Source organism: Plantibacter auratus (genome assembly GCF_050587365.1).
Classification (GTDB): Bacteria; Actinomycetota; Actinomycetes; order Actinomycetales; family Microbacteriaceae; genus Plantibacter; species Plantibacter auratus.
On the sequence record NZ_JBOBFV010000001.1, the window covers coordinates 1,236,954 to 1,260,693 of the forward strand.

Below are 23,740 nucleotides of genomic sequence, written 5' to 3' on the forward strand. Positions count from 1 at the left end.
CCGCCGGACGACTCAGATGGCGAGTCGCTCGCGGACGACGTCGGCGAGGCGGTGCGCCAGGCGATCGGCGGTCGGCTGGTCGGCCGCCTCGACCATGACCCGGACGAGCTGCTCGGTGCCGGACGGCCGCAACAGCACGCGTCCGTCGTCTCCGAGCTCGGCTTCGGCAGCCTGTACGGCAGCGTCGACGACCTCGTCGCCGACGAGGCGCGTGCGGTCGACACCCGTGACGTTGACGAGGATCTGCGGGTACACCTGCATCACCGCGGCGAGCTCCGCCAGCGTCTTCCCGGTGCGCGCCATCTCGGCCACGATGTGCAGGCCGGTGAGGATGCCGTCGCCGGTGGTCGCGTAGTCGGCCATGATCACGTGGCCCGACTGCTCACCGCCGAGCGAATAGGCGTTCGCGTTCATCGCCTCGAGGACGTAGCGGTCGCCGACCCCGGTCTGGACGACGTTGATGCCGTGCTCGCGCATCGCGACGTGCAGGCCGAGGTTGCTCATCACCGTGGCGACGAGCGTGTCGTCCTTGAGCTTGCCGCGCTCCTGCATCGACACCGCGAGGATGGCCATGATCTGGTCGCCGTCGACGACCTTGCCCGCAGCGTCGACCGCGAGGCAACGGTCGGCGTCGCCGTCGTGTGCGATGCCGAGGTCGGCACCGTGCTCGAGGACCGCCTTGGACAGGAGGTCGAGGTGCGTGGAGCCGACGCCGTCGTTGATGTTCATGCCGTCGGGGTCGTTGCCGATGATCGTGACCTTGGCCCCGGCGTCGCGGAAGGTCTCCGGCGACACTCCCGCGGCCGCGCCGTGCGCGCAGTCGAGGACGACATGGATCCCGTCCAGGCGATTCGGGAGGCTGCCGAGCAGGTGGAGGACGTAGCGGTCCTCGGCGTCGGCGAAGCGGATGATCCGGCCGACGTCTGCGCCGGTCGGGCTGAGCTTGGGGCGGTCGAGGTACTCCTCGATCCGGCGTTCCACGGCGTCGGGCAGCTTCGTGCCGCCGCGGGCGAAGATCTTGATCCCGTTGTCGGGCGCGGGGTTGTGCGAGGCGGAGATCATCACACCGAAGTCGGCGTCGATGTCGGCGATGAGGAACGCCGTCGCGGGCGTGGGCAGCACGCCTGCCTCGAGCACGTCGACGCCCGAGGACGCCAGGCCCGCCGCGACGGCGGCGGACAGGAACTCGCCGGAGATACGTGGGTCGCGTGCGAGCACGGCGACCGGACGCTTCCCGGCGGCACGGCGGGCCTCAGCACTACGGCCTTGCCCAAGCACCACTGCGGTGGCTTGGGCAAGGCCGAGAGCGAGGTCTGCCGTCAGGTCGGCGTTCGCGAGTCCGCGTACGCCGTCGGTACCAAACAGCTGAGGCATCGAGCTTCGCTTGTCCTGAGAGCGCTTAGCGCTTCGAGAACTGCGGAGCCTTACGGGCCTTCTTGAGTCCGGCCTTCTTGCGCTCCTTGACGCGAGCGTCACGGGAGAGGAAGCCGGCCTTCTTCAGGGTGGCGCGGTTGTTCTCCTCGTCGATCTGGTTCAGCGAGCGAGCGATGCCGAGGCGCAGCGCGCCGGCCTGGCCCGAGGGGCCACCACCGGAGATGCGTGCGATGACGTCGTAGCCGCCGGCCAGGTCGAGGACGGTGAACGGGTCGTTGATGAGCTGCTGGTGCAGCTTGTTCGGGAAGTAGTCCTCGAGCGTGCGGCCGTTGACCGTGATGGTGCCGCTGCCGGGGACGAGACGCACGCGGGCGATGGCCTGCTTGCGACGGCCGACGGCTGCGCCGGGGACGCTCAGCACGGCGCGAGGCGCGGTGACTGCTGCTTCAGGAGCCGACTCGGTGGAGTAGCTCTGCGGGGTCTCTTCGATGGAATCTGCGATGTTCGCCACTGTGTAATCCTTTTTTCTTGTCCGGTGCTTACTGGGCGACCTGGTCGAGCGTGAACGGCTTGGGCTGCTGAGCGGCGTGCGGGTGCTCGCTGCCCGTGTAGACCTTGAGCTTCTTCAGCTGGTCGCGGCCGAGCGTGTTCTTCGGCAGCATGCCGCGGATCGCCTTCTCGACGGCGCGGATCGGGTTCTTCTCGAGGAGCTCGGCGTAGGTGACGGCCGAGAGCCCGCCCGGGTAACCGGAGTGGCGGTAGGCCTTCTTCTGCAGGAGCTTGGCGCCGGTGAGGGCCACCTTGTCGGCGTTGATGATGATGACGAAGTCGCCACCGTCCATGTGAGGGGAGAAGGTCGCCTTGTGCTTGCCGCGCAGGAGCGCTGCAGCGTGGCTGGCCAGGCGGCCGAGGACCACGTCGGTGGCGTCGATGACGACCCAGTCGTGCGTGATCTCACTGGCCTTCGGGGAATACGTGCGCGTCACAATAGTGCTGCTTTCTGGTCGGAGTTGGTCGTTCGTGAATCCCGCTCCTGTTGGGTGTTCCGAACGGAACGCCCGAGGTGGAGGGCTCAACTTCGGGTACCGCGCCGCAGAAGGCGCAGGCACCAACGGGAAAGTCTACGCGACGACGTCCCGGCGGTCAATTCCCACCGGGAACCTCACTCGGCGCTCGCCTCCACCTGCTCGTGGCTCCGCCGCTGACGGGTCTCGGCGGCCCGCGCGTGCAGCAGCCCCGGCTCGGGGTAACCGATCTCGACGAGGGTGAGTCCGCGCGCCGGCATCACCCGGAAATCGATCTCCCGCCGCCCGCCGTCGCGGAGCCGGACGACCTCCTCGAGCGACATGCGCCCCTCCCCCACGGCGACGCAAGCGCCGACGAGCGCCCGCACCATGCTGTGGCAGAACGCGTCGGCGGTGAGGCTCGCCACGAGCACGCCCGCTTCGTCCCGCGCCCAGCTGAAGGACTGCAGGGTTCGGATGGTCGTCGCGCGTGGTCTCGGTTTGCAGTACGCCTGGAAGTCGTGGAGCCCGACGAGCGAGGTGGCCGCCCGGTGGAGCAGCTCGACGTCGAGCGACGCCGTCGTCCAACTCGTTGTCCGCCGGAGGATCGGGTCCTTGCGGACGTCGGCGTCCGCGAGGCGGTAACGGTAGTGACGCCAGACCGCCGAGAAGCGCGCGTCGAATCCCTCCGGCGCCGGTTCCGCCGTGTGGATCACGACGTCGCGGTCCATCCCGAGCACGCCGTTCAGTCGACGCACGAGGAGCGAGCTCGCGGTCTCGTTCCGCGGCGTACCGTCGTGGAACTCGGCGTGGCGCCCCTGCAATCGCGTGATCTTCGCGAGCTGCGGCTCGGTGAGGTCGAGGTGCGCCACCTGACCGGCCGCGTGCACCCCGGCATCCGTCCGTCCTGCCACCACGAACCGCGGCATCGGCGGGACGGTCTTGCCGAGCACGCGATACAGCGCCTCCTCCAGGACCCCCTCGACCGTCCGGAGCCCCGGCTGCTTCGCCCATCCGGCGAAGTCCGTGCCGTCGTAGGCGATGGCGAGCCGGAACCGCTGGGTCGGGAGGACGTCCGCTGCCGCGACCTGCTCAGCGCTCACGGACGTACGCCAGATCACGCGTCGTCGCGACGAAGCCCTGTCGTTCGTACAGCCCGAGTGCACCCGTGGGGCTGGCCGTGTCGACCTCCAGGGTCGCCCGCTCGAGGCCGGCTGCCTGGATCCGGCGAAGCGCGGTGGCCAGCAGAGCCGGTGCGAGTCGTCGGCCACGCCAATCGCGCACGGTCCCGACGAGGGCGATGTACGCGCTGGTGAACCCCTGCGCGGACCAGCTGTCCTCGTCCACCTCGGCCAGCGTGAAGCCGACGACCCGTCCATCGTCGTCGATCGCTACCACCGAGAGGTCGTCGCGGAAGTGGGATCCGCCGACGAACTGCGCCCACATCGCCGGGACCGTCTCCAGGCTGCCCCAGTGGTCCCGGAACGAGTCGTTCCGAGCCTCCCTCGTGCGTTCGGCCACGTCCGGGTGGTACGCCTCGAGTCGGACACCGTCGGGCACGTCGATCTCGTCGATGGGCGCGGAGAGGTCGCGTTCCATGATCGTGAAGTACCGCGCCACGCCGAAGCCGAACCGCTCCAACAGGCGCGCCGCCCCCGGGTTCCGTTCGTCGACGTAGGCACGGGAGGAAGCTGGAGCACCCGTCTCGACGGAGGCCAGCTGCTGCTTGGATCGTTCCAGCGACCACGCGAGCAGCACTCGGCCGATCCCCCGCTCACGCCATGCGGGATGCACGCCGCCGAAGACGTACGAATACACGGACACGTCTCGCGAGGGCGACAGGACCACCATCGCGTAGGCGACCAGCGTGCCGTCGGCGGCGATCGCCAGCAGGCTGTCCGCAGCCATGTCGATCCACGCGTGGTCGAACTGGTCCGCGATCTCATCGCGGCTCGTCACCCGGTGGGGGTTGTCGAACGGATCCATGGCACGGCACAGCGCCACGATGTCGTCGATGTCCGCGCGGACCGCCGGACGCCAGTGATCGACGTCGGGGTGCTGTGGCAGGGCCGGCAGGCCGGCCGGAACGGCGGGAGTGGTACTCATGTCTCCAGCCTAGGACACCGTCGCAGCGCCGCCAGGAACGACGGAACCCCGCCCTCCAGGTGGAGAGCGGGGTTCCGTTCGTGTGTCGCTGAACCTACTTGGCGTCCTTCGCGGGAGCCTCGTCGGTGGTCTCGCCGGCGTCGACGGACTCGCCGTCGGTCTCGGTCGCCTCGACGGCTTCCGTCGCCTCTGCGTCGGCTTCGACCTCGGCGGGGGTCTCCTCGGCCGGAGCCTCGTCGACCGGCGCTGCGGCGTGCTTCGCGGACTGCTTGGCCGGCTTCGCCTTCGGCGTGACGGGCTCGAGGACGAGCTCGATCACGGCCATCGGAGCGTTGTCGCCCTTGCGGTAACCGGTCTTGATGATGCGCGTGTAGCCACCCTGGCGGTCGGCGACGAGGGGCGCGATCTCCGTGAAGAGCTCGTGGACGACGCTCTTGTCGGTGATCGTCGCGAGCACCCGACGGCGGGCGTGCAGGTCGCCGCGCTTCGCGAAGGTGATCAGGCGCTCAGCGAGCGGACGCAGGCGCTTCGCCTTGGTCTCGGTGGTCTGGATGCGCTTGTGGGTGAACAGCGCAGCAGCGAGGTTGGCGAGCAGGAGACGCTCGTGGGCAGGTCCGCCTCCGAGGCGGGGTCCCTTGGTGGGAGTAGGCATTCTTGTCTCTCTTCAGGTTGGAAAGTCGTCAGGTGGATCGCGTGCTAGGAGACGGTCTCGTCGTCGTAGCCGCTGTAGAAGTGGGCGCCGTCGAACCCGGGAACCGAGTCCTTCAGGGAGAGGCCCATTTCGGTGAGCTTGTCGCGAACTTCATCCACCGACTTCTGTCCGAAGTTGCGGATGTTCATGAGCTGCGTCTCCGACAGCGCGACGAGCTCGCTGACGTTGTTGATGCCCTCGCGCTTGAGGCAGTTGTACGAGCGCACGGAGAGGTCGAGGTCCTCGATCGGGATCGAGAGCTCGCCCGGCAGCACGGCGTCGACCGGCGCGGGGCCGATCTCGATGCCCTCTGCGGCGGTGTTGAGCTCACGAGCCAGGCCGAACAGCTCGGTCAGCGTACGACCGGCCGACGCGATGGCGTCGCGCGGCGTGATGGCCGGCTTCGACTCGACGTCGACGACCAGGCGGTCGAAGTCGGTGCGCTCACCGGCACGAGTCGCCTCGACGCGGTAGGTCACCTTGAGGACGGGCGAGTAGATCGAGTCGACGGGGATCTGACCGGCTTCGCTGAACTCGTTGCGGTTCTGCGTGGCCGACACGTAGCCGCGGCCACGCTCGATCGTGAGCTCGAGCTCGAACTTCGCCTTGTCGTTGAGGGTCGCGATGACGAGGTCCGGGTTGTGGACCTCGACGCCGGCCGGAGCCGAGATGTCGGCTGCGGTGACCTGGCCTGCGCCGGTCTTGCGGAGGTACGCCGTGATCGGCTCGTCGTGCTCGCTGGAGACGACGAGGCCCTTGATGTTCAGGATGATCTCGGTGACGTCTTCCTTGACACCGGGGATCGTGCTGAACTCGTGCAGCACGCCGTCGATGCGGATGCTGGTGACGGCTGCACCCGGGATGGACGACAACAGGGTGCGACGGAGCGAGTTCCCGAGGGTGTACCCGAAGCCTGGCTCGAGCGGCTCGATGATGAACCGGCTGCGGAACTCCGAGATGGATTCTTCGGTGAGCGTAGGGCGCTGTGCGATGAGCACTATGGATTCCTTTCGGCTAAGTGTCCGCTATATGACACTTGCGTTGGCGAGGTAGTGAATGGTGTTCGCTGGCCCTGGTCACCAGGACCATGCCGTGATCCGTCCGCGGCGATCAGACGATCGCTACGGACGGATCACGGCCGGTGAACCGAAGGAATTAGACGCGGCGACGCTTCGGGGGGCGGCAGCCGTTGTGTGCCTGAGGCGTGACGTCGTTGATCGAGCCGACCTCGAGGCCTGCGGCCTGGAGGGAACGGATCGCGGTCTCGCGGCCGGAGCCGGGTCCCTTGACGAAGACGTCGACCTTCTTCATCCCGTGCTCCTGCGCCTGACGCGCAGCCGACTCGGCGGCGAGCTGTGCGGCGAACGGGGTCGACTTGCGCGAACCCTTGAAGCCGACGCCGCCGGACGAAGCCCAGCTGATGACCGCGCCCGAGGGGTCGGTGATCGAGACGATCGTGTTGTTGAACGTCGACTTGATGTGGGCCTGGCCCACGGCGATGTTCTTCTTTTCCTTCTTACGCGGCTTCCGAACGGCCGACTTTGGTGCTGCCATGAATATCTCCTGAGTCCTATGACGAGGCGACTAGGCGGGGCCTAGCGAGCCTTCTTCTTGCCGGCGACGGTGCGCTTCGGGCCCTTGCGGGTGCGCGCGTTGGTCTTGGTGCGCTGGCCGCGGACCGGAAGTCCACGACGGTGACGGATGCCCTGGTAGGACCCGATCTCCACCTTGCGGCGGATGTCGGCGGCGACCTCACGGCGGAGGTCACCCTCGACCTTGAAGGTGCCCTCGATGTAATCGCGCAGGGCGATCAGCTGGTCATCGGTGAGATCCTTCACGCGGATGTCTCCGCTGATGCCGGTGTCGGCGAGGGTCTTGAGTGACCGCGTGCGGCCAACACCGTAGATGTACGTCAGTGCAACTTCCACGCGCTTGTCGCGTGGGATGTCTACGCCGGCGAGACGTGCCATGGTGGCTTCTCCTAGGAGTTGTGGAGGTGTGGAGCAGTTCCGGTGCTCGGGCCTCCGACCCGAGGTGTCACCCGCGGCGCACGATGTGCTGCGGGATCTGGAACTGCCGTTAGAGGGGTGGTGCTGTGTTGCTCAGGGCTGCGTGCTGCAGATCCTCTGAGATCAACCCTGGCGCTGCTTGTGGCGCGGGTTCTCGCAGATGACCATGACGCGGCCGTTGCGACGGATGACCTTGCACTTGTCGCAGATCTTCTTGACGCTGGGCTTGACCTTCATAGTTCTCTCTTTTCGCTGTCATCGTGCCGGGCCCACCACCGGATGGTGGCGGCGCGTCCGGCCGTTACTTACAGCGCGACCTACTTGTAGCGGTAGACGATCCGACCACGGGTCAGGTCGTAGGGGGTCAGTTCCACGATCACGCGGTCCTCTGGGAGGATGCGGATGTAGTGCTGACGCATTTTGCCCGAAATGTGGGCAAGTACCTTGTGTCCGTTGGTCAGCTCAACGCGGAACATCGCGTTGGGCAGAGCCTCGACCACTTGGCCCTCGATCTCGATGACGCCGTCTTTTTTGGCCATAGCCTCACTGTCGCTCAGGTTGAGTCGCACTGGTCGTGCGGATGGATTGCGGTGCGGATGTCGGCTCGCCGAAGGCATGCAGAAAGCACCAAAGATCGATTCTATGCTATGTTTCCGGGTTTCGCCAACTCGACGTCGGCCAGGGCCCGTCAGTCGGTACGGGAGCGCAGCGCGTCGTTGATCTGCGCCGTGAGACCGGCGTCCATCGGCAGCGGACGTCCGTCCACGCCACGCACCGGCGCGGCCAGTCGGACGCTGGAGAGCAGCCAAGCCGCTTCCGCGTCGAGCACGTCCTCCGGTGTCAGCATCCGGTACTCGTGCGGGAGCCCCTGCTCCTCGAGATGGGCCCAGAGCGCGAGCTGCGTGGTGCCGGGCAGGATGCCACTGGACGGAGGCGGTGTCACGAATGTTCCGCCGATCCGGACGACCACGGTGGAGGTGGGGCCCTCGAGGACGAAGCCGTCGCTGCTGACGAAGAGCACGTCGTCCGCTCCACGTCGGTGCGCCTCACGGAGCGCGGCCATGTTGACCGCGTACGACAGCGTCTTGGCGCCGGCGAGCAGCCACGGCGAACGCTCCTGCACGTCGCTCGCGAGACCGCGGTCGAGCAGGACGACCTCGATGCCGTTCTCACGCTCGGGGAAGCCGTCAGCCGGTGTCGCCGAGATCCACGCGGTCGGGCGTCCGCCACTCCCCCGCGTCACGACGAGTCGGACGGCGCTCTGATCGACGTCGGGGAGTTCCGCGATCGCGCGCGAGATCGCGAGGCGCCACTGTGCGTGGTTCGGCGCGGGCAGATCGAGGATGGCCGCCGACTCGGTCAGCCGATCGAGATGCGCGTCGACCGACTGCGGGTGCCGGCCGACGACACCGATCGTCTCGAAGATCCCGTCCCCCCGCGCGGGGCCCAGATCGAAGACGCTCAAGACGCCGGACCCGTCGCCGGCCGGCGTGATCGTGGCCGCGAGGTCGGCGTCGTCGATGACGGTGTCCGCGGGGAGGACGTCGAGAAGGAACACGATCGGCACGCTCATGCCGAGCAACTCTACCGGGACGGACGAGGTCCGGACGGCGACCGGGCTGCCGCTCGGTCAGGCGGGACGGACGGGGGTGACGCCGAACGCGGCGAGAGCCGCGGCGCCGCCGTCGTGAGCGGTCAGGACCCAGATGCCGTCGCGGTGCACGGCGACGCTGTGCTCCCAGTGCGCAGCCGAACCACCGTCGAGCGTGGCGACGGTCCATTCGTCGTCGCGGACGAAGGTGTCGGCGCTCCCGGCGACCACCATCGGTTCGATGGCCACCACGAGTCCGGGCTTCACTTCGGGTCCACGCTGGCGGACCCGGTAGTTGAAGACCGGCGGTGCCTCGTGCATCGTGCGTCCGATGCCGTGCCCGACGTAGTCCGTGAGGATCCCGTAGGGCTTCCCCTCGGGTGAGTGGTCCTCGACGTACTCCTCGATCGCGGCACCGATCTGGTTGAGGTGTCGGGCGGTCGCGAGCTCGGCGATCCCGGCCCACAGCGAACCCTCCGTCACCGCCGAGAGGCGCTCGCGCTCGGTGACGAGCTCCGGGCGCGTGGGGTCGGGCAGCACGATGGTCATCGCGGAGTCGCCGTTCCAGCCGTCGATCTCGGCGCCGCTGTCGATCGACACGATGTCGCCCGCCTGCAGCACGCGAGACCCGGGGATGCCGTGGACCACGTCCTCGTTGACCGAGGCGCAGACCGTGTGGCGATAGCCGGGGACGAGCTTGAAGTTGGAGTGCCCGCCGGCCGCGACGATGGCCGCCTCGGCAGCCGCGTCGAGTTGCAGCGTCGTCACCCCGGGGGCGACGAGCGCGCGCACTGCATCGAGCGAGGCCGCGGTGGCCAGCCCCGGCGCGATCATGGCGCGGATCTGGTCAGGGGTCTTGTAGATCGACTTCCGGAACACCGTGGTTGACGTGTCGGTGCGTCAGACGGCCGGGACGATGATGCCGCGGGCAGCAAGGGCGGCGTCGATCCGCGCGGTGACCTCGTCGACCTCACCGAGGCCGTCGACCGCCACGACGAGCCCGCGAGCGGTGAAGACCTCGATCAGCGGCGCGGTCTCCTGTGCGTAGAGGTCGAGCCGGTGGCGGATGACCTCCTCCGTGTCGTCGGTGCGACCCTGCTCGGCGGCACGCTTGAGGAGTCGAGCGACGACCTCTTCTGTGTCGGCCTGCAGCTGCACGACAGCGTTGAGGCTCGCGTCGTTCTCCGCGAGTAGCGCGTCGAGCGCCACCACCTGGTCGGTGGTCCGCGGATACCCGTCGAGCAAGAACCCCTCGACGGCGTCGGGCTGGTGGAGCCGGTCGCGGACGATCTCGTTCGTCAACGAGTCGGGAACGTACCCGCCCTCGCTCACGATCGCCTGGACCTGCTTCCCGAGCGCCGTACCCTCCTTGATGTTCGCGCGGAAGATGTCGCCCGTCGAGATCGCGGGGATGTCGAAGCGCTCCGCGAGGAAGGCCGCCTGTGTGCCCTTGCCGGATCCCGGAGGACCGACGATGAGCAGACGGGGCTTGCCGGCTGCCGCGCTCAACGCAGGAGCCCTTCGTAGTGACGCTGCTGGAGCTGCGAGTCGATCTGCTTGACCGTCTCGAGCCCGACACCGACGATGATGAGGATCGATGCGCCGCCGAACGGGAAGTTGGCGTTCGCGCCCACCAGCGCCAGGGCGATGAGCGGAAGGAGGGCGATCAACCCCAGGTAGATCGATCCGGGCAGGGTCACGCGGGTCAGGACGTAGTCGAGGTATTCGGCCGTCGGGCGGCCGGCACGGATGCCGGGGATGAACCCGCCGTACTTCTTCATGTTGTCGGCGACCTCTTCGGGGTTGAAGGTGATCGCGACGTAGAAGTAGGTGAAGCCGACGATGAGCAGGAAGTACATCAGCATGTACAGCGGGTGGTCACCCTTGGTGAGGTACTGCTGGATCCACAGGACCCAGGGCGCCGGGGTGCCGGTCGTCGGCTGGTTGAACTGCGCGATGAGGGCCGGCAGGTACAGGATCGACGACGCGAAGATGACGGGCACCACACCGGCCATGTTGACCTTGATGGGGATGTACGTGTTGTTGCCGCCGTACGTCCTGCGTCCGACCATCCGCTTCGCGTACTGCACCGGGATGCGACGTTGCGACTGCTCGACGAAGACGACGAGTCCGACGATCACGAGGCCGACTGCGAGCACGAGGAGGAAGACCTCCGGGCCCTTCGCGGTCCAGATGGCGGCCAGCGAGCCCGGGAAGGTGGCTGCGATCGAGGTGAAGATGAGGAGCGACATGCCATTGCCGACGCCGCGCTCGGTGACGAGCTCGGCCATCCACATGACGAGGCCGGTGCCCGCGGTCATGGTGACGACCATGAGGAGCATGCCGTACCAGGTGCCGCCTTGGGCGGTGATGAGGTCGGCGCAGACGCCGCCCTGGTTGCCGAACAGTGCACCGCTCTTGGCGACCGTGATGAGCGTCGTCGACTGGAGGATGCCGAGGAAGATCGTGAGGTAACGCGTGTACTGCGTCAGCTTGCCCTGGCCGGCCTGGCCTTCTTTGTGCAGCGTCTCGAAGTGCGGAATGACCACGCGGAGGAGCTGGACGATGATCGACGCGGTGATGTAGGGCATGATGCCCAGCGCGAAGATGGAGAGTTGGAGGAGCGCGCCACCGCTGAAGAGGTTGACGAGCTCGTAGAGGCCTGACGCGCCGGCGGCCTGCTGGTTCGCGAGGCACTGCTGCACGTTCGGGAAGTTCACGAACGGAGCGGGGATGAAGGACCCCAGCCGGTAGATGGCGATGATCCCGAGCGTGAACCCGATCTTGCGACGAAGATCCGGGGTCCGGAAGATCCGGCCGATGGCGCTGAACAAAAGGGGCCTCCTGTGAGATGTTGCGGGGTCGGCCCGGGTGACCGGCATGATGCCGGCCACCCGAGTGAGCTCCTGTGCGGAGCCGGCCGAGGGCTACTTGACGCTGCCCCCGGCTGCCACGATCTTCTGCTCAGCTGAGCCGGAGACCTTGTCAACCGCGACATTCAGCTTAACCGAGATGTCACCGTTTCCGAGAACCTTGACCTTCTCGTTCTTCCGGACGGCACCCTTGGCGACGAGGTCGACCGTGGTCACGTCGCCACCCTTCGGGTACAGCTCGGCGAGCTTCTCCAGGTTCACGACCTGGTACTCGACGCGGAAGGGGTTCTTGAAGCCACGGAGCTTCGGGGTGCGCATGTGCAGCGGCATCTGCCCACCCTCGAAGCCGACCTTGACGTTGTAACGCGCCTTCGTACCCTTGGTACCGCGACCCGCGGTCTTACCCTTGGACGCCTCACCACGGCCCACGCGCATCCGGGACTTCTTGGCCCCGGCGGCCGGACGCAGGTGGTGCACCTTCAGGACCTGCTCGCGCTTCTCAGCGGGCTCGTCCTTCGCGGGCTTCTTGGCTGCAGCGGCCTTGGGGGCCGCCTTCGCCTTGGGCTCGGCCTTCGCGGCAGCCGTCTTCGGAGCTGCCTTGGCAGCGGCCTTGGGGGCCTTCTCCTCAGTGGTTTCGTTCTTCTCAGCCATTAGTCGATCTCCTCAACCTGTACGAGGTGAGCAACAGTGTTCACGTAGCCGCGGTTCTGCGCGTTGTCCGGACGGACGACGACAGCACCGATGCGACGGAGACCCAGGCTGCGAAGCGTGTCGCGCTGGTTCTGCTTCTCACTAATTCTGCCCTTGATCTGGGTGATCCTCAGCTGGGCCATCAGGCACCTACCTTCGCAGCAGCGGCCGCCTGAACGGCCTCTGCCTCTGCACGGAGCAGGCGGGCCGGAGCGACCTGGTCGAACTCGAGACCACGACGGGCTGCGACGGCACGAGGTTCCTCGAGCTGCTTCAGCGCCGTGACGGTCGCGTGGACGATGTTGATCGTGTTGGACGAACCGAGCGACTTGCTCAGCACGTCGTGGATGCCGGCGCACTCGAGGACGGCGCGGACGGGACCGCCGGCGATGACACCGGTACCAGCGGCGGCGGGGCGCAGGAGCACCACACCGGCTGCTGCCTCACCCTGGGTGGGGTGCGGGATGGTCGAGCCGACGCGCGGGACGCGGAAGAAGTTCTTCTTCGCCTCTTCGACGCCCTTCGCGATCGCGAGCGGGACTTCGCGAGCCTTGCCGTAGCCGACGCCGACCATGCCGTTGCCGTCACCGACGACCACGAGGGCGGTGAAGCTGAAGCGACGACCACCCTTCACGACCTTCGAGACACGGTTGATGGTCACGACGCGCTCCAGGAACTGGCTCTTGTCGCTGTCGCGGCTACCGCGGTCGCGGTTGGGGTTGCGCTCGCGGCCTCCGCGGCGCGCCTCGCGCGGCTCGCGGTCGCCGGTGGGCGCCGTCGATGCCGCGGTCTCGACCGGGGCCTCGGCCACGGTCGCCACAGGCTCTTGCTGCTGCTTGTTGTCTTCGCTCACAGGTTCAATCCGCCCTCTCGAGCACCATCGGCAATTGCTGCCACGCGACCTGCGTAGCGGTTGCCTCCACGGTCAAATACGACATCGTCGATGCCGGCTGCCTTGGCACGCTCGGCGATGAGTTCGCCGACCTTGCGCGACTTGGCGGTCTTGTCGCCGTCGAACGTCCGGAGGGTGTCCTCCATGGTCGAGGCGGAGACGAGGGTGTGACCCTTCGTGTCATCGACAACCTGCACGAACACGTGACGGGCTGAACGGTTGACGACGAGGCGCGGACGGACCGCGGTGCCCTCGACCTTCTTGCGCAGACGCGTGTGGCGACGGCCACGTGCGGCAGTCTTCGTTGGACGAGCCATGGTTACTTACCAGCCTTTCCGGCCTTGCGACGCACGATCTCGCCGGCGTAGCGCACACCCTTGCCCTTGTACGGCTCGGGCTTGCGGATCTTACGGATGTTGGCGGCGACCTCGCCGACGGCCTGCTTGTCGATACCGGCGACCGTGAGCTTGTTGTTGCCCTCGACGGTCAGCGTGATGCCGACCGGCGGCTCGACGGTGACGGGGTGCGAGAAGCCGAGCGCGAACTCGACGGCGCTGCCCTTCTGAGCGACGCGGTAACCGGTACCGACGACCTCGAGGCCCTTGGTGTAGCCCTGGGTGACGCCGATGATCTGGTTCGCGATGAGCGTGCGGGTCAGGCCGTGGAGCGAGCGCGAGTTGCGCTCGTCGTCGGGACGCGTGACGAGCAGCTGTGCGTCTTCGAGCTTGACCTCGATGGGGCTCGCGACGGTGAGCTGGAGCTCACCCTTCGGGCCCTTGACGGTGACGTTCTGACCGGCGACGTCGATGGTGACGCCTGCCGGGATGTCGATGGGGAGTCTTCCAATACGAGACATGACTGGCTACCACACGTAGGCGAGGACTTCCCCACCCACGCCCTTCTTCTCGGCCTGGCGGTCCGTGAGGAGGCCGCTGGAGGTGGACAGGATGACGACGCCGAGGCCGCCGAGGACCTTGGGGATCTCGTTCGACTTCGCGTAGACGCGGAGGCCGGGCTTCGAGACGCGCTTGATGCCGGCGATGGAACGCTCGCGGTTCGGGCCGAACTTGAGGCTCAGCGAGAGCGTCTGTCCGACGGCCGCGTCAGCGACCTCCCAGCCGGAGATGTAGCCCTCGGACTTGAGGATCTCGGCGATGTTCACCTTGAGCTTGGAGTGCGGCATCGACACGGTGTCGTGGTGCGCCGAGTTCGCATTGCGCAGTCTGGTCAGCATGTCTGCGACCGGATCTGTCATGGTCATATCGAGTGTTTCCTTTGTTCACCAGGTTTCGACATCCTGTGCAAGGGTGCCGACCTGTGGTGGTTGAACCGTTCTGGGCAGGAGTGCCCCGAACGGGCGGAAGCCCGGTCCTCGACATACACCGAGGACCGGGCAGAAGCTCAGCCTACTTGGACTCAGCCGCCTTGAACGGGAAGCCGAGCGCCTTGAGCAGCGCGCGACCCTCGTCGTCGTTCTTGGCCGTGGTCACGACGGTGATGTCGAAGCCGCGGACACGATCGATCTTGTCCTGGTCGATCTCGTGGAACATGGACTGCTCCTGGAGACCGAAGGTGTAGTTGCCGTTGCCGTCGAACTGCTTGTCCGAGAGACCGCGGAAGTCGCGGATACGCGGAAGAGCGAGGCTCAGCAGGCGGTCGAGGAACTCCCAAGCGCGGTCGCCACGAAGCGTGACGTGGGCGCCGATGGGCTGACCCTCGCGCAGCTTGAACTGCGCGATGGACTTGCGTGCCTTGGTGACCTGCGGCTTCTGGCCGGTGATCTTGGTGAGGTCCGAAACAGCGCCGTCGATGACCTTGCTGTCGCGAGCGGCCTCGCCCACACCGGTGTTGACGACGACCTTCACGAGTCCGGGCACCTGGTGCACGTTCGTGAAGCCGAAGTCCTTCTGCAGCTGCGGAAGGATCTCAGCGCGGTACTTCTGCTTGAGACGGGGCTGGATTTTGCCAGTCGCCACTTCTGTGTCGGTCATTACAGGTCCTTACCTGACTTCTTGGCGTAACGAACGCGGACCGTCTTGGTGACGCCGTCCTTCGTGACTTCCTCGTTGCGGTGGCCGACCTTGGTCGGGCCCTTGGTCTCCGGGTCGACGAGCGCGACATTGGAGATGTGGATCGAAGCCTCGACGGTCTCGATGCCGCCGGTCTTCGTTCCACGCTGGGTCTGGCCGACACGGGAGTGCTTCGTGACGTAGTTGACGCCCTCCACGATCACCCGGTTCTTGTCCGCCAGGACCTCGATGACGCGACCCTGCTTGCCGCGGTAACCACCGCGGTCCTGCTTCGGGCCGGAGACGACCTGAACCAGGTCGCCCTTCTTGATCTTTGCCATGACTTAGATAACCTCCGGCGCCAACGAGACGATCTTCATGAACTTCTTGTCACGAAGCTCGCGGCCGACCGGTCCGAAGATGCGGGTACCACGGGGGTCCCCGTCAGCCTTCAGGATGACAGCGGCGTTCTCGTCGAACTTGATGTACGAACCGTCGGAACGACGGGTCTGCTTGCGGGTGCGGACGATGACCGCCTTGACGACGTCGCCCTTCTTGACGTTGCCACCGGGGATCGCGTCCTTGACGGTCGCGACGATGGTGTCACCGAGGCCCGCGTAGCGGCGGCCGGAGCCACCGAGCACGCGAATGGTCAGGAGCTCCTTGGCGCCGGTGTTGTCGGCGACCTTGACTCGTGATTCTTGCTGAAGCATTGTTCGCTTTCCTCTCAGTAAGCCGCGAGGCCTACTTGGCCTTCTCGAGAATCTCGACCAGACGCCAGCGCTTGGTGGCGCTGGTGGGGCGGGTCTCGCTGATCAGGACGAGGTCGCCGATGCCGGCGGAGTTCGCCTCGTCGTGAGCCTTGACCTTGGAGGTGCGGCGGATGACCTTGCCGTAGAGCGGGTGCTTCACGCGGTCCTCGACCTCGACGACGATGGTCTTCTCCATCTTGTCGCTGGTCACCAGACCACGGCGGGTCTTGCGGTAGCCACGAGCAGCGGCGTCCTTGACGTCGTGCTCGGCCGACTCGTGACCCTCGGGGGCCTTGTCAGTAGCGGTAGCCATGTCTAGGCCTCCTTCGTGGTCTCGGCGTCGGCTGCAGCGGTGTCCTCGGACTTCGGTGCGGCCTTGGCCTTCTTGGTCTTCTTCTCAGCCTTGGCCTCGACGACCTCGACGGTCGGCGTGGCACGGATGCCGAGCTCGCGCTCACGGATGACCGTGTAGATGCGAGCGATGTCGCGCTTCACGGCGCGCAGGCGGCCGTGGTTCTCGAGCTGCCCCGTGGCCGACTGGAAGCGCAGGTTGAACAGCTCTTCCTTGGCCTTGCGGAGCTCCTCGAGGAGGCGCTGGTCTTCAAAGGTGTCGAGCTCGACGGGGGTGAGCTCCTTGGATCCGATCGCCATTATGCGTCGCCCTCCTCGCGCTTGATGATGCGTGCCTTGAGGGGCAGCTTGTGGATTGCACGGGTGAGCGCTTCGCGGGCCAGGGTCTCATCGACTCCGGCGACCTCGAACAGCACACGACCCGGCTTGACGTTCGCGACCCACCACTCGGGCGAACCCTTACCGGAACCCATGCGGGTCTCGGCGGGCTTCTTGGTCAGCGGACGGTCGGGGTAGATGTTGATCCACACCTTTCCGCCACGCTTGATGTGACGCGTCATGGCGATACGAGCGGACTCGATCTGACGGTTGGTCACGTAAGCGGGCGTCAGGGCCTGGATACCGTACTCACCGAACGACACCTTGGTGCCACCGGTCGCCTGGCCGGAACGGCCGGGGTGGTGCTGCTTCCGGTGCTTGACTTTGCGTGGGATCAACATGGTTATGCCTCAACTCCTGCGGCGGCGGGCGCCTCAGCAGCTGCCTTGGGGGCGCTGCTCGGACCGGCGTTCCGACGGGGGCGGTCGCCACCGTCGCGACGTTCCGGACGCGTCGACTTCTGGTTGGCCTGCTCGCGAGCAAGCTCCTTGTTGGTGATGTCGCCCTTGTAGATCCAGACCTTCACGCCGATGCGGCCGAACGTGGTCTTCGCCTCGTAGAAGCCGTAGTCGATGTTCGCGCGGAGCGTGTGCAGCGGCACACGGCCTTCGCGGTAGAACTCGGAACGGCTCATCTCGGCGCCGCCGAGGCGGCCGGACACCTGGATGCGGACACCCTTGACGGTGGACGTGCGCTGAGCGCCCTGCAGGCCCTTACGCATCGCGCGGCGGAAGGCCACACGTGCGGAGAGCTGCTCGGCGATGCCCTGCGCGACGAGCTGTGCGTCGGCCTCGGGGTTCTTTACCTCGAGGATGTTCAGCTGGATCTGCTTCTTCGTGAGCTTCTCGAGGTCGGCGCGGATGCGCTCGGCCTCGGCGCCACGGCGACCGATCACGATGCCCGGACGGGCGGTGTGGATGTCGACGCGGACGCGGTCACGGGTGCGCTCGATCTCGATGCGACTGACACCAGCGCGGTCGAGCGAGGTCGCCAGCAGACGGCGGATCTTGACGTCTTCCGCGACGAAGTCGCTGTAACGCTGACCCTTCTTCGTGCTGTCGGAGAACCAACGCGACACGTGGTCGGTCGTGATTCCCAGACGGAAGCCGTATGGATTGACTTTCTGACCCATTACTTGCTCACCTTCTTGGCCTTGGCAGCGCCGGCAGTCTCATCAGGCGTCGAGAGCTCGACGGTGATGTGGCTGGTGCGCTTGAGGATGCGGAACGCGCGGCCCTGTGCGCGGGGACGGAAACGCTTGAGGGTTGCACCCTCATCGACGTACGCCTTCGCGATGTACAGGTCCTGCTCGTCAAGGAACACGTTGTCCTTGTCGGCCGTGACGCGAGCGTTCGCGATGGCCGAGGCAACGAGCTTGTAGATGGGCTCGCTGGCGCTCTGTGGTGCGAACTTCAGGATGGCCAAGGCCTCCTGAGCCTGCTTGCCACGGATGAGCGCGACGACACGACGGGCCTTCTGGGGGGTGACGCGGATGTGTCGCACGCGGGCGATCGACTCCACCATTTCTCTTCCTCCTTCACGTCACCGCGTTAGCGGCGACGGCCCTTCTTGTCGTCCTTCACGTGTCCACGGAAGGTGCGGGTGGGCGCGAACTCGCCGAGCTTGTGCCCGACCATCGTCTCGGTGACGAACACCGGGATGTGCTTGCGACCGTCGTGGACGGCGATGGTGTGACCCAGCATCGCCGGGATGATCATCGATCGACGCGACCAGGTCTTGATCACGTTCTTGTTGTTGGCCTCGTTCGCCGTGACGACCTTGCGGAGCAGGTGGTCGTCGACGAAGGGGCCCTTCTTGAGACTGCGTGGCATCTTCTCTTACTCCTACTTACGCTTCTTGCCGGCGGTACGACGACGAACGATGAGCTTGTCGCTTTCCTTGTTGGGGTGGCGCGTGCGGCCTTCCTTCTGGCCCCACGGGCTGACCGGGTGACGTCCACCGGAGGTCTTGCCCTCACCACCACCGTGCGGGTGGTCGATCGGGTTCATCGCGACACCACGGACGGTCGGGCGGACGCCCAGCCAGCGCTTACGGCCGGCCTTGCCCCAGTTGATGTTCGACTGCTCGGCGTTGCCGACTTCACCGATGGTGGCGCGGCAGCGCAGGTCGACGTTGCGGATCTCACCGGACGGCAGACGGAGCTGCGCGTACGGGCCGTCCTTCGCGACGAGACGCACCGATGCACCCGCGGAGCGGGCCATCTTCGCGCCGCCGCCGGGACGGAGCTCGATCGCGTGGATGACCGTACCGGTGGGGATGTTCTTCAGCGGCAGGTTGTTCCCGGGCTTGATGTCCGCGCCGGCACCCGACTCGACCACGTCGCCCTGGCTGAGCTTGTTCGGAGCGAGGATGTACCGCTTGGTGCCGTCCACGAAGTGGAGCAGCGCGATACGCGCGGTGCGGTTGGGGTCGTACTCGATGTGAGCGACCTTGGCGTTGACGCCGTCCTTGTCGTTGCGACGGAAGTCGATCAGACGGTACTGGCGCTTGTGGCCACCACCGATGTGACGCGTCGTGATGCGGCCCTGGTTGTTGCGACCACCGGTCTTCGACAACGGACGAAGCAGCGACTTCTCCGGCGTGGTGCGGGTGATCTCCGCGAAGTCCGCGACAGACGAACCGCGACGACCAGGAGTCGTGGGCTTGTACTTACGAATAGCCATTTCTTATTCCTCTTCGTTCCCGGCCGTCTTAGCCAACAGCCGTGAAGATGTCGATGGAACCCGACTTGAGCGACACGATGGCGCGCTTGGTGTCCTTGCGCTTGCCGGTGCCGAACTTGGTGCGACGGGTCTTGCCCTGACGGGTGAGGGTGTTGATCGAAGCGACCTCGACACCGAAGATCTTCTCGATGGCGAGCTTGATCTCGGTCTTGTTCGAGCGCGGGTCGACGAGGAAGGTGTACTTGCCCTCGTCGATCAGGCTGTAGCTCTTCTCGGAGACGACCGGCGCGAAGATGACGTCGCGGGGGTCCTTGTTGATCGCGGTCATGCCGAGACCTCCTCGGTTGCGGCCGTGTTGCCGGTCTTGCTGGCGACGAATGCCTCGAAGGCGGCCTTGGTGAAGACGATGTCGTCGGAGACGAGCACGTCGTATGCGTTCAGCTGGTCGTACGACAGCACGTGCACGTTCTGCAGGTTGCGGACGCTGCGGAGGCTGACCTCGTCGTCGCGCTGGAGGACGATCAGGACGTGCTTCGAGGAAGCGACGTTCGTCAGGTACTCGGACACGGCCTTCGTCGACGGCTTCTCACCGATCGAGAGGGAGTCGACGACGTGCAGGCGGCTGCCGCGTGCGCGGTCGGAGATGGCGCCGAGGAGAGCCGCGGCGATCATCTTCTTGGGGGTGCGCTGTGCGTAGTTGCGGGGCACTGGACCGTGGACGATGCCACCGCCGGTCATCTGAGGTGCACGGATGGAGCCCTGACGAGCGTTACCCGTACCCTTCTGCTTGAACGGCTTGCGGCCGGCACCGGACACTTCGCCGCGGCGCTTGGTCTTGTGCGTCCCCTGGCGGGCGGCAGCGAGCTGCGCGACGACCACCTGGTGGATGAGCGGGATGTTGGTCTGAACGTCGAACACCTCGGCAGGAAGGTCGACGGTGCCGGCCTTCTTGAGCTTGGTGTCGAGCACGTCGAGAGTAGCGATAGCCATGGAACTACGCTCCCTTCACTGCGGTGCGGACGAATACGATGCGGCCACGAGCGCCGGGAACGGCACCCTTGACGAGCAGCAGGCCCTTCTCGGCGTCGATGGCGTGAACCCGGAGGTTCAGCACGGTGACGCGCTCGCCACCCATACGACCGGCCATGCGCATGCCCTTGAAGACACGGCTCGGGGTCGAGGAGGCGCCGATGGAGCCCGGCTTGCGGTGGTTGCGGTGAGCACCGTGAGATGCGCCCGTTCCCTTGAAGTTGTGACGCTTCATGACACCGGCGAAACCCTTACCCTTCGAAGTGCCGACGACGTCGACCTTCTGGCCGGCCTCGAAGACACCGTCGACGGTGAGCTCCTGGCCGAGCGAGTACTCGGATGCGTCGGCGGTGCGGACCTCGGTGAGGTGACGACGCGGCGTCACGCCGGCCTTGTCGAAGTGACCCGCGTCAGGCTTGCTGACCTTGCGGGGATCGATCTGGCCGTACGCGATCTGCACGGCGTCGTAGCCGTCGACCTCGGGGGTGCGAACCTGCGTGACCACGTTGGGCGTGATCTCGATGACGGTGACGGGAACGAGCTTGTTGTTCTCGTCCCACACCTGGGTCATGCCGAGCTTGGTGCCGAGCAGACCCTTGCTGGTCTTCGTGTTAGACATGTCTTCCTTCCGTCTCTACCGAGCTCAGAGCTTGATCTCGATGTTGACGTCCGCCGGCAGGTCGAGACGCATGAGCGAGTCGACGGCCTTCGGGGTCGGGTCGATGATGTCGATCAGACGCTTGTGGGTGCGCATTTCGAAGTGCTCCCGGCTGTCCTTGTACTTGTGCGGCGAACGGATCACGCAGACCACGTTCTTCTCCGTCGGAAGCGGCACGGGGCCGACGACGGTTGCGCCTGCACGGGTGACCGTGTCGACGATCTTGCGCGCCGAAGTATCGATGACCTCGTGGTCATACGACTTCAGTCGGATGCGGATCTTCTGTCCCGCCATGTGTGACTCACTCTCTGTCTCGCGTCGTGCGGATCGCTCCGTATTGGACGCATATCGTGCGCTTTGCAACGTTCGGTTGCTCCGCGCCATTGGCACTACTGGTGTCGCACCACTGTTCTGCTGTCAACGACCACTCGTGTCTTGCGACCCTCGTGGTCATCCACCGGCATCCACCCCGACTCGTGGTCGGCGCTGGGCGTAGCACTGCTACGACCTGGATTGCGATGAAGTGATTGGTGTTCTGCTACCCGCGGCCTAGGCTCGATCCCTGTCGCGTTGCCGCGTCTGGGAGCTCCTATGCACTACCTGGCAGTGATCCGCCGGAGCGCGCACAGGCACGCTCGTCCGAAATACTGAACTGGACTAGTTTGCCACGGATCCACCATGCGTGCAACCCGGGCGTGTCGCGGTCGGCGGATGGTCAGGATCCGCCCAGTCTCGGGCGTCGTGAGCACCGAGTCGCGGCTGTTCAGCAGGGCTCGACGACGTTGTCGACCTCGACCGCACGCACCCCCGGGGTGCCCTCGAACCGCACCGCGTCGACCGTCGCGCCGGACACGTCCGCATCGACGTCGAGCGTCACCGTCGCGCCCGGCGCGATCGCCACCACCACATAGGCCACCGGGCGTCCGTCGTCCGATCCGGCCGCGTACGGGACCTCGACGCCGTCAACCCGGACCGAGCGGATGACGGCGCCGTCGGGCGCGTAGGCCATGACCCGCAGGCGCATCCAACCACGTGGGAGCCCCTCACGCTCGTGGAACCCCGCGATGTAGTCGAACGCCTCCGTGTCGAGCTCCGGCTCCGTGTCGATCGTGTTGGAGAGTTCCGACGTGACCATCACCGTGCGGGTTCCGTCGACGTCGCACGACCCCGCACGGACACGGACCTGCTGTCGGAGGTAGTACTCGAGTTTGGACCCGACCGCGTCCGAGAGGTACAGCCCGAACGGCACCGAACGAGACGAACGCTCAGGCAGGGCTCCGCCGACCCCGGCGAGCACCAGCGCCCGCTCCTCGACGCGGTCGGGACTCCAGGCGAGCAGACGCCGGTCGTCGACCGCCTGGACCCAGCCGTCGATCGCCCGGGGCACCTCCATGGACCCCGCCTGCAGCTGCGACGTGAGCGCCTGCACGACGGCGGTGAAGGTCGCGTCCTGGGCCCGGTTCGCCTCGTCGCTGAGACCGGGGTGGTCTCGGTACACGCCGTTCAGGAGCTCGTCGACCACCGTCTTGCTCGACACCTCCGTGCCGTCGGCCAGCTCCACGGGGCCGGTCGCTCGCAGCAGGTGGGACAACGCGACCGGATCCACGGCCAGCACCAGGTCCGGTACGACGCCCTGGCTCTCCTCCCACAGCCGCGAGGCCACCTGCGCACCGTACGGGAAGTCCGGCCGCGCCGTCACCTCATGGATGGAGGTGCCTGCGGCGGCGTAGCCCTCGGTCCGATAGAGCGCGTCGGCATCGGCCGGAAGGGGCACCACCGGATCGGCGTGCGACACGAAGTCCGCGCCGCCGAGGGTCCTGGTCACGCTGAGCACCCCCTCCTCGACGTGCACGAGCACCGAAGCTCCTGCGATGCCGCCGAGGGCCCGGCTCTCCGCCGAGTTCTGGAACAGCACGACAACGTCTCGCGGACCCTCCTCCCCCAGGAACCCGGGCAGCGCCCGAAGCACCGGTGCGAGCCGCGCGGCGAGCGATGAGGCCTCGCGCAGCGGTCCGTCGAGTCCACCGAGCGCCGACACCACCTGCGGCAGGAGCACCGAACGGTCGAGACGGTCGAGGCGCGCCACCTGCTCCTCGAGTCGCTCGAGCGCACGCGCCGAGCTCCGGGCGAGTCTCCCCACCCGCTCCGTGTCCAGTCGCCCGTCGACCGCCAGTCCGTCGAGGGATAGGGCGAGGACCGGCTCGACGACCTCGTCGACGACCACGTGCGCCGCCTCGACGGCCGTGCGCACCGCCTCGAAGTTCGCCCCGGAGACGGGCACGCGTTCCGCAAGCCACCAGTCAGGCCGCTGCGTCGACGCCAGTGCCCGCTCGAGCGCATCTCCTGCACGCTCCACGGCGGCAGGATCGATCGCGTCGGTGCCGCCGCCATCGCCGCCCGCCCGAATCGTCTCGAGCTCCGGCAGGACCGACTCGAGCTCCTCCCGGACGGACATGGCCTCCACCGCCGCCGACACGGAGGCTCCAGCGATGCCGAGCAGGACGGACAGGGCGACGGCGCTCGGGATCAGGACACGTGGGCGCGACAGACGACGCGGGCGGGTGGAGGAACGGGACACGGTCACCTCGGGCGGCTCGATGCAGAATGGGTCGCCCGATATCTTACATATGAGTCGCTGGGTTGCCGACC

36 protein-coding genes are annotated in these 23,740 nt (G+C 66.7%); all 36 read right to left on the minus strand.

Features of this window, described 5'->3' with window-relative positions; translation table 11 throughout:
* Positions 1–12 precede the first annotated feature (12 nt).
* The gene (gene glmM / locus ACQ3HE_RS05770; protein ID WP_079705270.1) at positions 13–1,374 is read right to left on the minus strand and encodes a phosphoglucosamine mutase; all 1,362 of its coding nucleotides are present in this window, start codon (positions 1,372–1,374) and stop codon (positions 13–15) included.
* 25 nt (positions 1,375–1,399) lie between these two features.
* Positions 1,400–1,885, minus strand: coding sequence for a 30S ribosomal protein S9 (rpsI, locus tag ACQ3HE_RS05775; protein ID WP_064296683.1), 486 nt, complete (start codon positions 1,883–1,885; stop codon positions 1,400–1,402).
* 28 nt (positions 1,886–1,913) lie between these two features.
* The gene (gene rplM / locus ACQ3HE_RS05780) at positions 1,914–2,360 is read right to left on the minus strand and encodes a 50S ribosomal protein L13 (RefSeq protein WP_071259493.1); all 447 of its coding nucleotides are present in this window, start codon (positions 2,358–2,360) and stop codon (positions 1,914–1,916) included.
* Positions 2,361–2,536: 176 nt separating this feature from the next.
* A complete protein-coding gene (truA, locus tag ACQ3HE_RS05785) occupies positions 2,537–3,481 on the minus strand; it encodes a tRNA pseudouridine(38-40) synthase TruA (RefSeq protein WP_159877961.1) in 945 nt (314 codons plus the stop codon).
* A complete protein-coding gene (locus tag ACQ3HE_RS05790) occupies positions 3,471–4,484 on the minus strand; it encodes a GNAT family N-acetyltransferase (protein ID WP_159877959.1) in 1,014 nt (337 codons plus the stop codon). The genes truA and ACQ3HE_RS05790 overlap by 11 nt, the downstream gene beginning before the upstream one ends.
* 94 nt (positions 4,485–4,578) lie before the next feature.
* Positions 4,579–5,136 carry a 50S ribosomal protein L17 gene (rplQ, locus tag ACQ3HE_RS05795; protein WP_064296687.1) on the minus strand — a complete coding sequence of 186 codons (558 nt, stop codon included), beginning with the start codon at positions 5,134–5,136 and terminating at the stop codon, positions 4,579–4,581.
* Between the two features lie 44 nt (positions 5,137–5,180).
* Positions 5,181–6,173, minus strand: a complete 993-nt coding sequence (locus ACQ3HE_RS05800) for a DNA-directed RNA polymerase subunit alpha (RefSeq protein WP_056008091.1) — start codon at positions 6,171–6,173, stop codon at positions 5,181–5,183.
* Between the two features lie 157 nt (positions 6,174–6,330).
* Positions 6,331–6,729 carry a 30S ribosomal protein S11 gene (gene rpsK, locus ACQ3HE_RS05805; protein ID WP_056008094.1) on the minus strand — a complete coding sequence of 133 codons (399 nt, stop codon included), beginning with the start codon at positions 6,727–6,729 and terminating at the stop codon, positions 6,331–6,333.
* A gap of 41 nt (positions 6,730–6,770) precedes the next feature.
* Complete coding sequence (rpsM, locus tag ACQ3HE_RS05810) at positions 6,771–7,145, minus strand: 30S ribosomal protein S13 (RefSeq protein WP_064296688.1); 375 nt, start codon at positions 7,143–7,145, stop codon at positions 6,771–6,773.
* Positions 7,146–7,307: 162 nt separating this feature from the next.
* Positions 7,308–7,421, minus strand: a complete 114-nt coding sequence (gene rpmJ, locus ACQ3HE_RS05815) for a 50S ribosomal protein L36 (protein WP_021759549.1) — start codon at positions 7,419–7,421, stop codon at positions 7,308–7,310.
* An 80-nt stretch (positions 7,422–7,501) separates the two neighbouring features.
* Complete coding sequence (infA, locus tag ACQ3HE_RS05820) at positions 7,502–7,723, minus strand: translation initiation factor IF-1 (protein ID WP_017885304.1); 222 nt, start codon at positions 7,721–7,723, stop codon at positions 7,502–7,504.
* Positions 7,724–7,872: 149 nt separating this feature from the next.
* On the minus strand, positions 7,873–8,757 hold the full coding sequence (locus ACQ3HE_RS05825; RefSeq protein WP_430891666.1) for an aminodeoxychorismate lyase: 885 nt from the start codon (positions 8,755–8,757) through the stop codon (positions 7,873–7,875).
* Between the two features lie 57 nt (positions 8,758–8,814).
* On the minus strand, positions 8,815–9,654 hold the full coding sequence (gene map / locus ACQ3HE_RS05830; protein WP_430891667.1) for a type I methionyl aminopeptidase: 840 nt from the start codon (positions 9,652–9,654) through the stop codon (positions 8,815–8,817).
* Between the two features lie 21 nt (positions 9,655–9,675).
* Complete coding sequence (locus ACQ3HE_RS05835; RefSeq protein WP_159877955.1) at positions 9,676–10,284, minus strand: adenylate kinase; 609 nt, start codon at positions 10,282–10,284, stop codon at positions 9,676–9,678.
* Positions 10,281–11,609 (minus strand): preprotein translocase subunit SecY, encoded by a 1,329-nt coding sequence (secY, locus tag ACQ3HE_RS05840; protein ID WP_064296691.1) that lies wholly within the window; start codon positions 11,607–11,609, stop codon positions 10,281–10,283. The genes ACQ3HE_RS05835 and secY overlap by 4 nt, the downstream gene beginning before the upstream one ends.
* A gap of 93 nt (positions 11,610–11,702) precedes the next feature.
* Positions 11,703–12,299, minus strand: coding sequence for a 50S ribosomal protein L15 (gene rplO / locus ACQ3HE_RS05845; RefSeq protein WP_079705265.1), 597 nt, complete (start codon positions 12,297–12,299; stop codon positions 11,703–11,705).
* Entirely contained in the window at positions 12,299–12,481 is a 183-nt protein-coding gene (rpmD, locus tag ACQ3HE_RS05850; protein ID WP_079001710.1) for a 50S ribosomal protein L30, read from the minus strand. Before rpmD ends, rplO begins: the two co-directional genes overlap by 1 nt.
* Positions 12,481–13,149 carry a 30S ribosomal protein S5 gene (rpsE, locus tag ACQ3HE_RS05855; RefSeq protein WP_229939737.1) on the minus strand — a complete coding sequence of 223 codons (669 nt, stop codon included), beginning with the start codon at positions 13,147–13,149 and terminating at the stop codon, positions 12,481–12,483. Before rpsE ends, rpmD begins: the two co-directional genes overlap by 1 nt.
* Positions 13,150–13,187: 38 nt before the next feature.
* Positions 13,188–13,547, minus strand: a complete 360-nt coding sequence (rplR, locus tag ACQ3HE_RS05860) for a 50S ribosomal protein L18 (RefSeq protein ID WP_064296693.1) — start codon at positions 13,545–13,547, stop codon at positions 13,188–13,190.
* A 2-nt stretch (positions 13,548–13,549) separates the two neighbouring features.
* Positions 13,550–14,086: a 50S ribosomal protein L6 gene (gene rplF, locus ACQ3HE_RS05865; RefSeq protein WP_064296694.1), complete on the minus strand. Its 537-nt coding sequence runs from the start codon at positions 14,084–14,086 to the stop codon at positions 13,550–13,552.
* Positions 14,087–14,092: 6 nt separating this feature from the next.
* Positions 14,093–14,491, minus strand: a complete 399-nt coding sequence (gene rpsH / locus ACQ3HE_RS05870) for a 30S ribosomal protein S8 (RefSeq protein WP_064296695.1) — start codon at positions 14,489–14,491, stop codon at positions 14,093–14,095.
* Between the two features lie 145 nt (positions 14,492–14,636).
* Positions 14,637–15,221, minus strand: coding sequence for a 50S ribosomal protein L5 (rplE, locus tag ACQ3HE_RS05875; protein WP_056008119.1), 585 nt, complete (start codon positions 15,219–15,221; stop codon positions 14,637–14,639).
* Complete coding sequence (gene rplX / locus ACQ3HE_RS05880) at positions 15,221–15,580, minus strand: 50S ribosomal protein L24 (RefSeq protein WP_056008121.1); 360 nt, start codon at positions 15,578–15,580, stop codon at positions 15,221–15,223. The genes rplE and rplX overlap by 1 nt, the downstream gene beginning before the upstream one ends.
* A 3-nt stretch (positions 15,581–15,583) precedes the next feature.
* The gene (rplN, locus tag ACQ3HE_RS05885) at positions 15,584–15,952 is read right to left on the minus strand and encodes a 50S ribosomal protein L14 (RefSeq protein WP_064296696.1); all 369 of its coding nucleotides are present in this window, start codon (positions 15,950–15,952) and stop codon (positions 15,584–15,586) included.
* 31 nt (positions 15,953–15,983) lie between these two features.
* Entirely contained in the window at positions 15,984–16,304 is a 321-nt protein-coding gene (gene rpsQ / locus ACQ3HE_RS05890) for a 30S ribosomal protein S17 (RefSeq protein ID WP_056008125.1), read from the minus strand.
* Between the two features lie 2 nt (positions 16,305–16,306).
* Entirely contained in the window at positions 16,307–16,642 is a 336-nt protein-coding gene (gene rpmC, locus ACQ3HE_RS05895; RefSeq protein ID WP_079705264.1) for a 50S ribosomal protein L29, read from the minus strand.
* Positions 16,642–17,061 carry a 50S ribosomal protein L16 gene (gene rplP / locus ACQ3HE_RS05900; protein WP_056008131.1) on the minus strand — a complete coding sequence of 140 codons (420 nt, stop codon included), beginning with the start codon at positions 17,059–17,061 and terminating at the stop codon, positions 16,642–16,644. The genes rpmC and rplP overlap by 1 nt, the downstream gene beginning before the upstream one ends.
* Positions 17,062–17,063: 2 nt before the next feature.
* A complete protein-coding gene (gene rpsC / locus ACQ3HE_RS05905; protein WP_064296699.1) occupies positions 17,064–17,852 on the minus strand; it encodes a 30S ribosomal protein S3 in 789 nt (262 codons plus the stop codon).
* Positions 17,852–18,244, minus strand: coding sequence for a 50S ribosomal protein L22 (gene rplV, locus ACQ3HE_RS05910; protein ID WP_056008137.1), 393 nt, complete (start codon positions 18,242–18,244; stop codon positions 17,852–17,854). Before rplV ends, rpsC begins: the two co-directional genes overlap by 1 nt.
* A 26-nt stretch (positions 18,245–18,270) precedes the next feature.
* Positions 18,271–18,552, minus strand: coding sequence for a 30S ribosomal protein S19 (gene rpsS, locus ACQ3HE_RS05915; RefSeq protein ID WP_064296700.1), 282 nt, complete (start codon positions 18,550–18,552; stop codon positions 18,271–18,273).
* A gap of 12 nt (positions 18,553–18,564) precedes the next feature.
* Positions 18,565–19,404 carry a 50S ribosomal protein L2 gene (gene rplB, locus ACQ3HE_RS05920; protein WP_064296701.1) on the minus strand — a complete coding sequence of 280 codons (840 nt, stop codon included), beginning with the start codon at positions 19,402–19,404 and terminating at the stop codon, positions 18,565–18,567.
* A 28-nt stretch (positions 19,405–19,432) separates the two neighbouring features.
* A complete protein-coding gene (rplW, locus tag ACQ3HE_RS05925) occupies positions 19,433–19,732 on the minus strand; it encodes a 50S ribosomal protein L23 (RefSeq protein WP_056008147.1) in 300 nt (99 codons plus the stop codon).
* Complete coding sequence (gene rplD / locus ACQ3HE_RS05930; RefSeq protein WP_079705263.1) at positions 19,729–20,394, minus strand: 50S ribosomal protein L4; 666 nt, start codon at positions 20,392–20,394, stop codon at positions 19,729–19,731. The genes rplW and rplD overlap by 4 nt, the downstream gene beginning before the upstream one ends.
* Positions 20,395–20,398: 4 nt before the next feature.
* On the minus strand, positions 20,399–21,052 hold the full coding sequence (gene rplC / locus ACQ3HE_RS05935; RefSeq protein ID WP_056008154.1) for a 50S ribosomal protein L3: 654 nt from the start codon (positions 21,050–21,052) through the stop codon (positions 20,399–20,401).
* A 24-nt stretch (positions 21,053–21,076) separates the two neighbouring features.
* Positions 21,077–21,385, minus strand: coding sequence for a 30S ribosomal protein S10 (gene rpsJ, locus ACQ3HE_RS05940; protein ID WP_005050520.1), 309 nt, complete (start codon positions 21,383–21,385; stop codon positions 21,077–21,079).
* Positions 21,386–21,854: 469 nt separating this feature from the next.
* Positions 21,855–23,675, minus strand: coding sequence for a DUF4012 domain-containing protein (locus ACQ3HE_RS05945; protein WP_430891669.1), 1,821 nt, complete (start codon positions 23,673–23,675; stop codon positions 21,855–21,857).
* Positions 23,676–23,740: the final 65 nt, after the last annotated feature.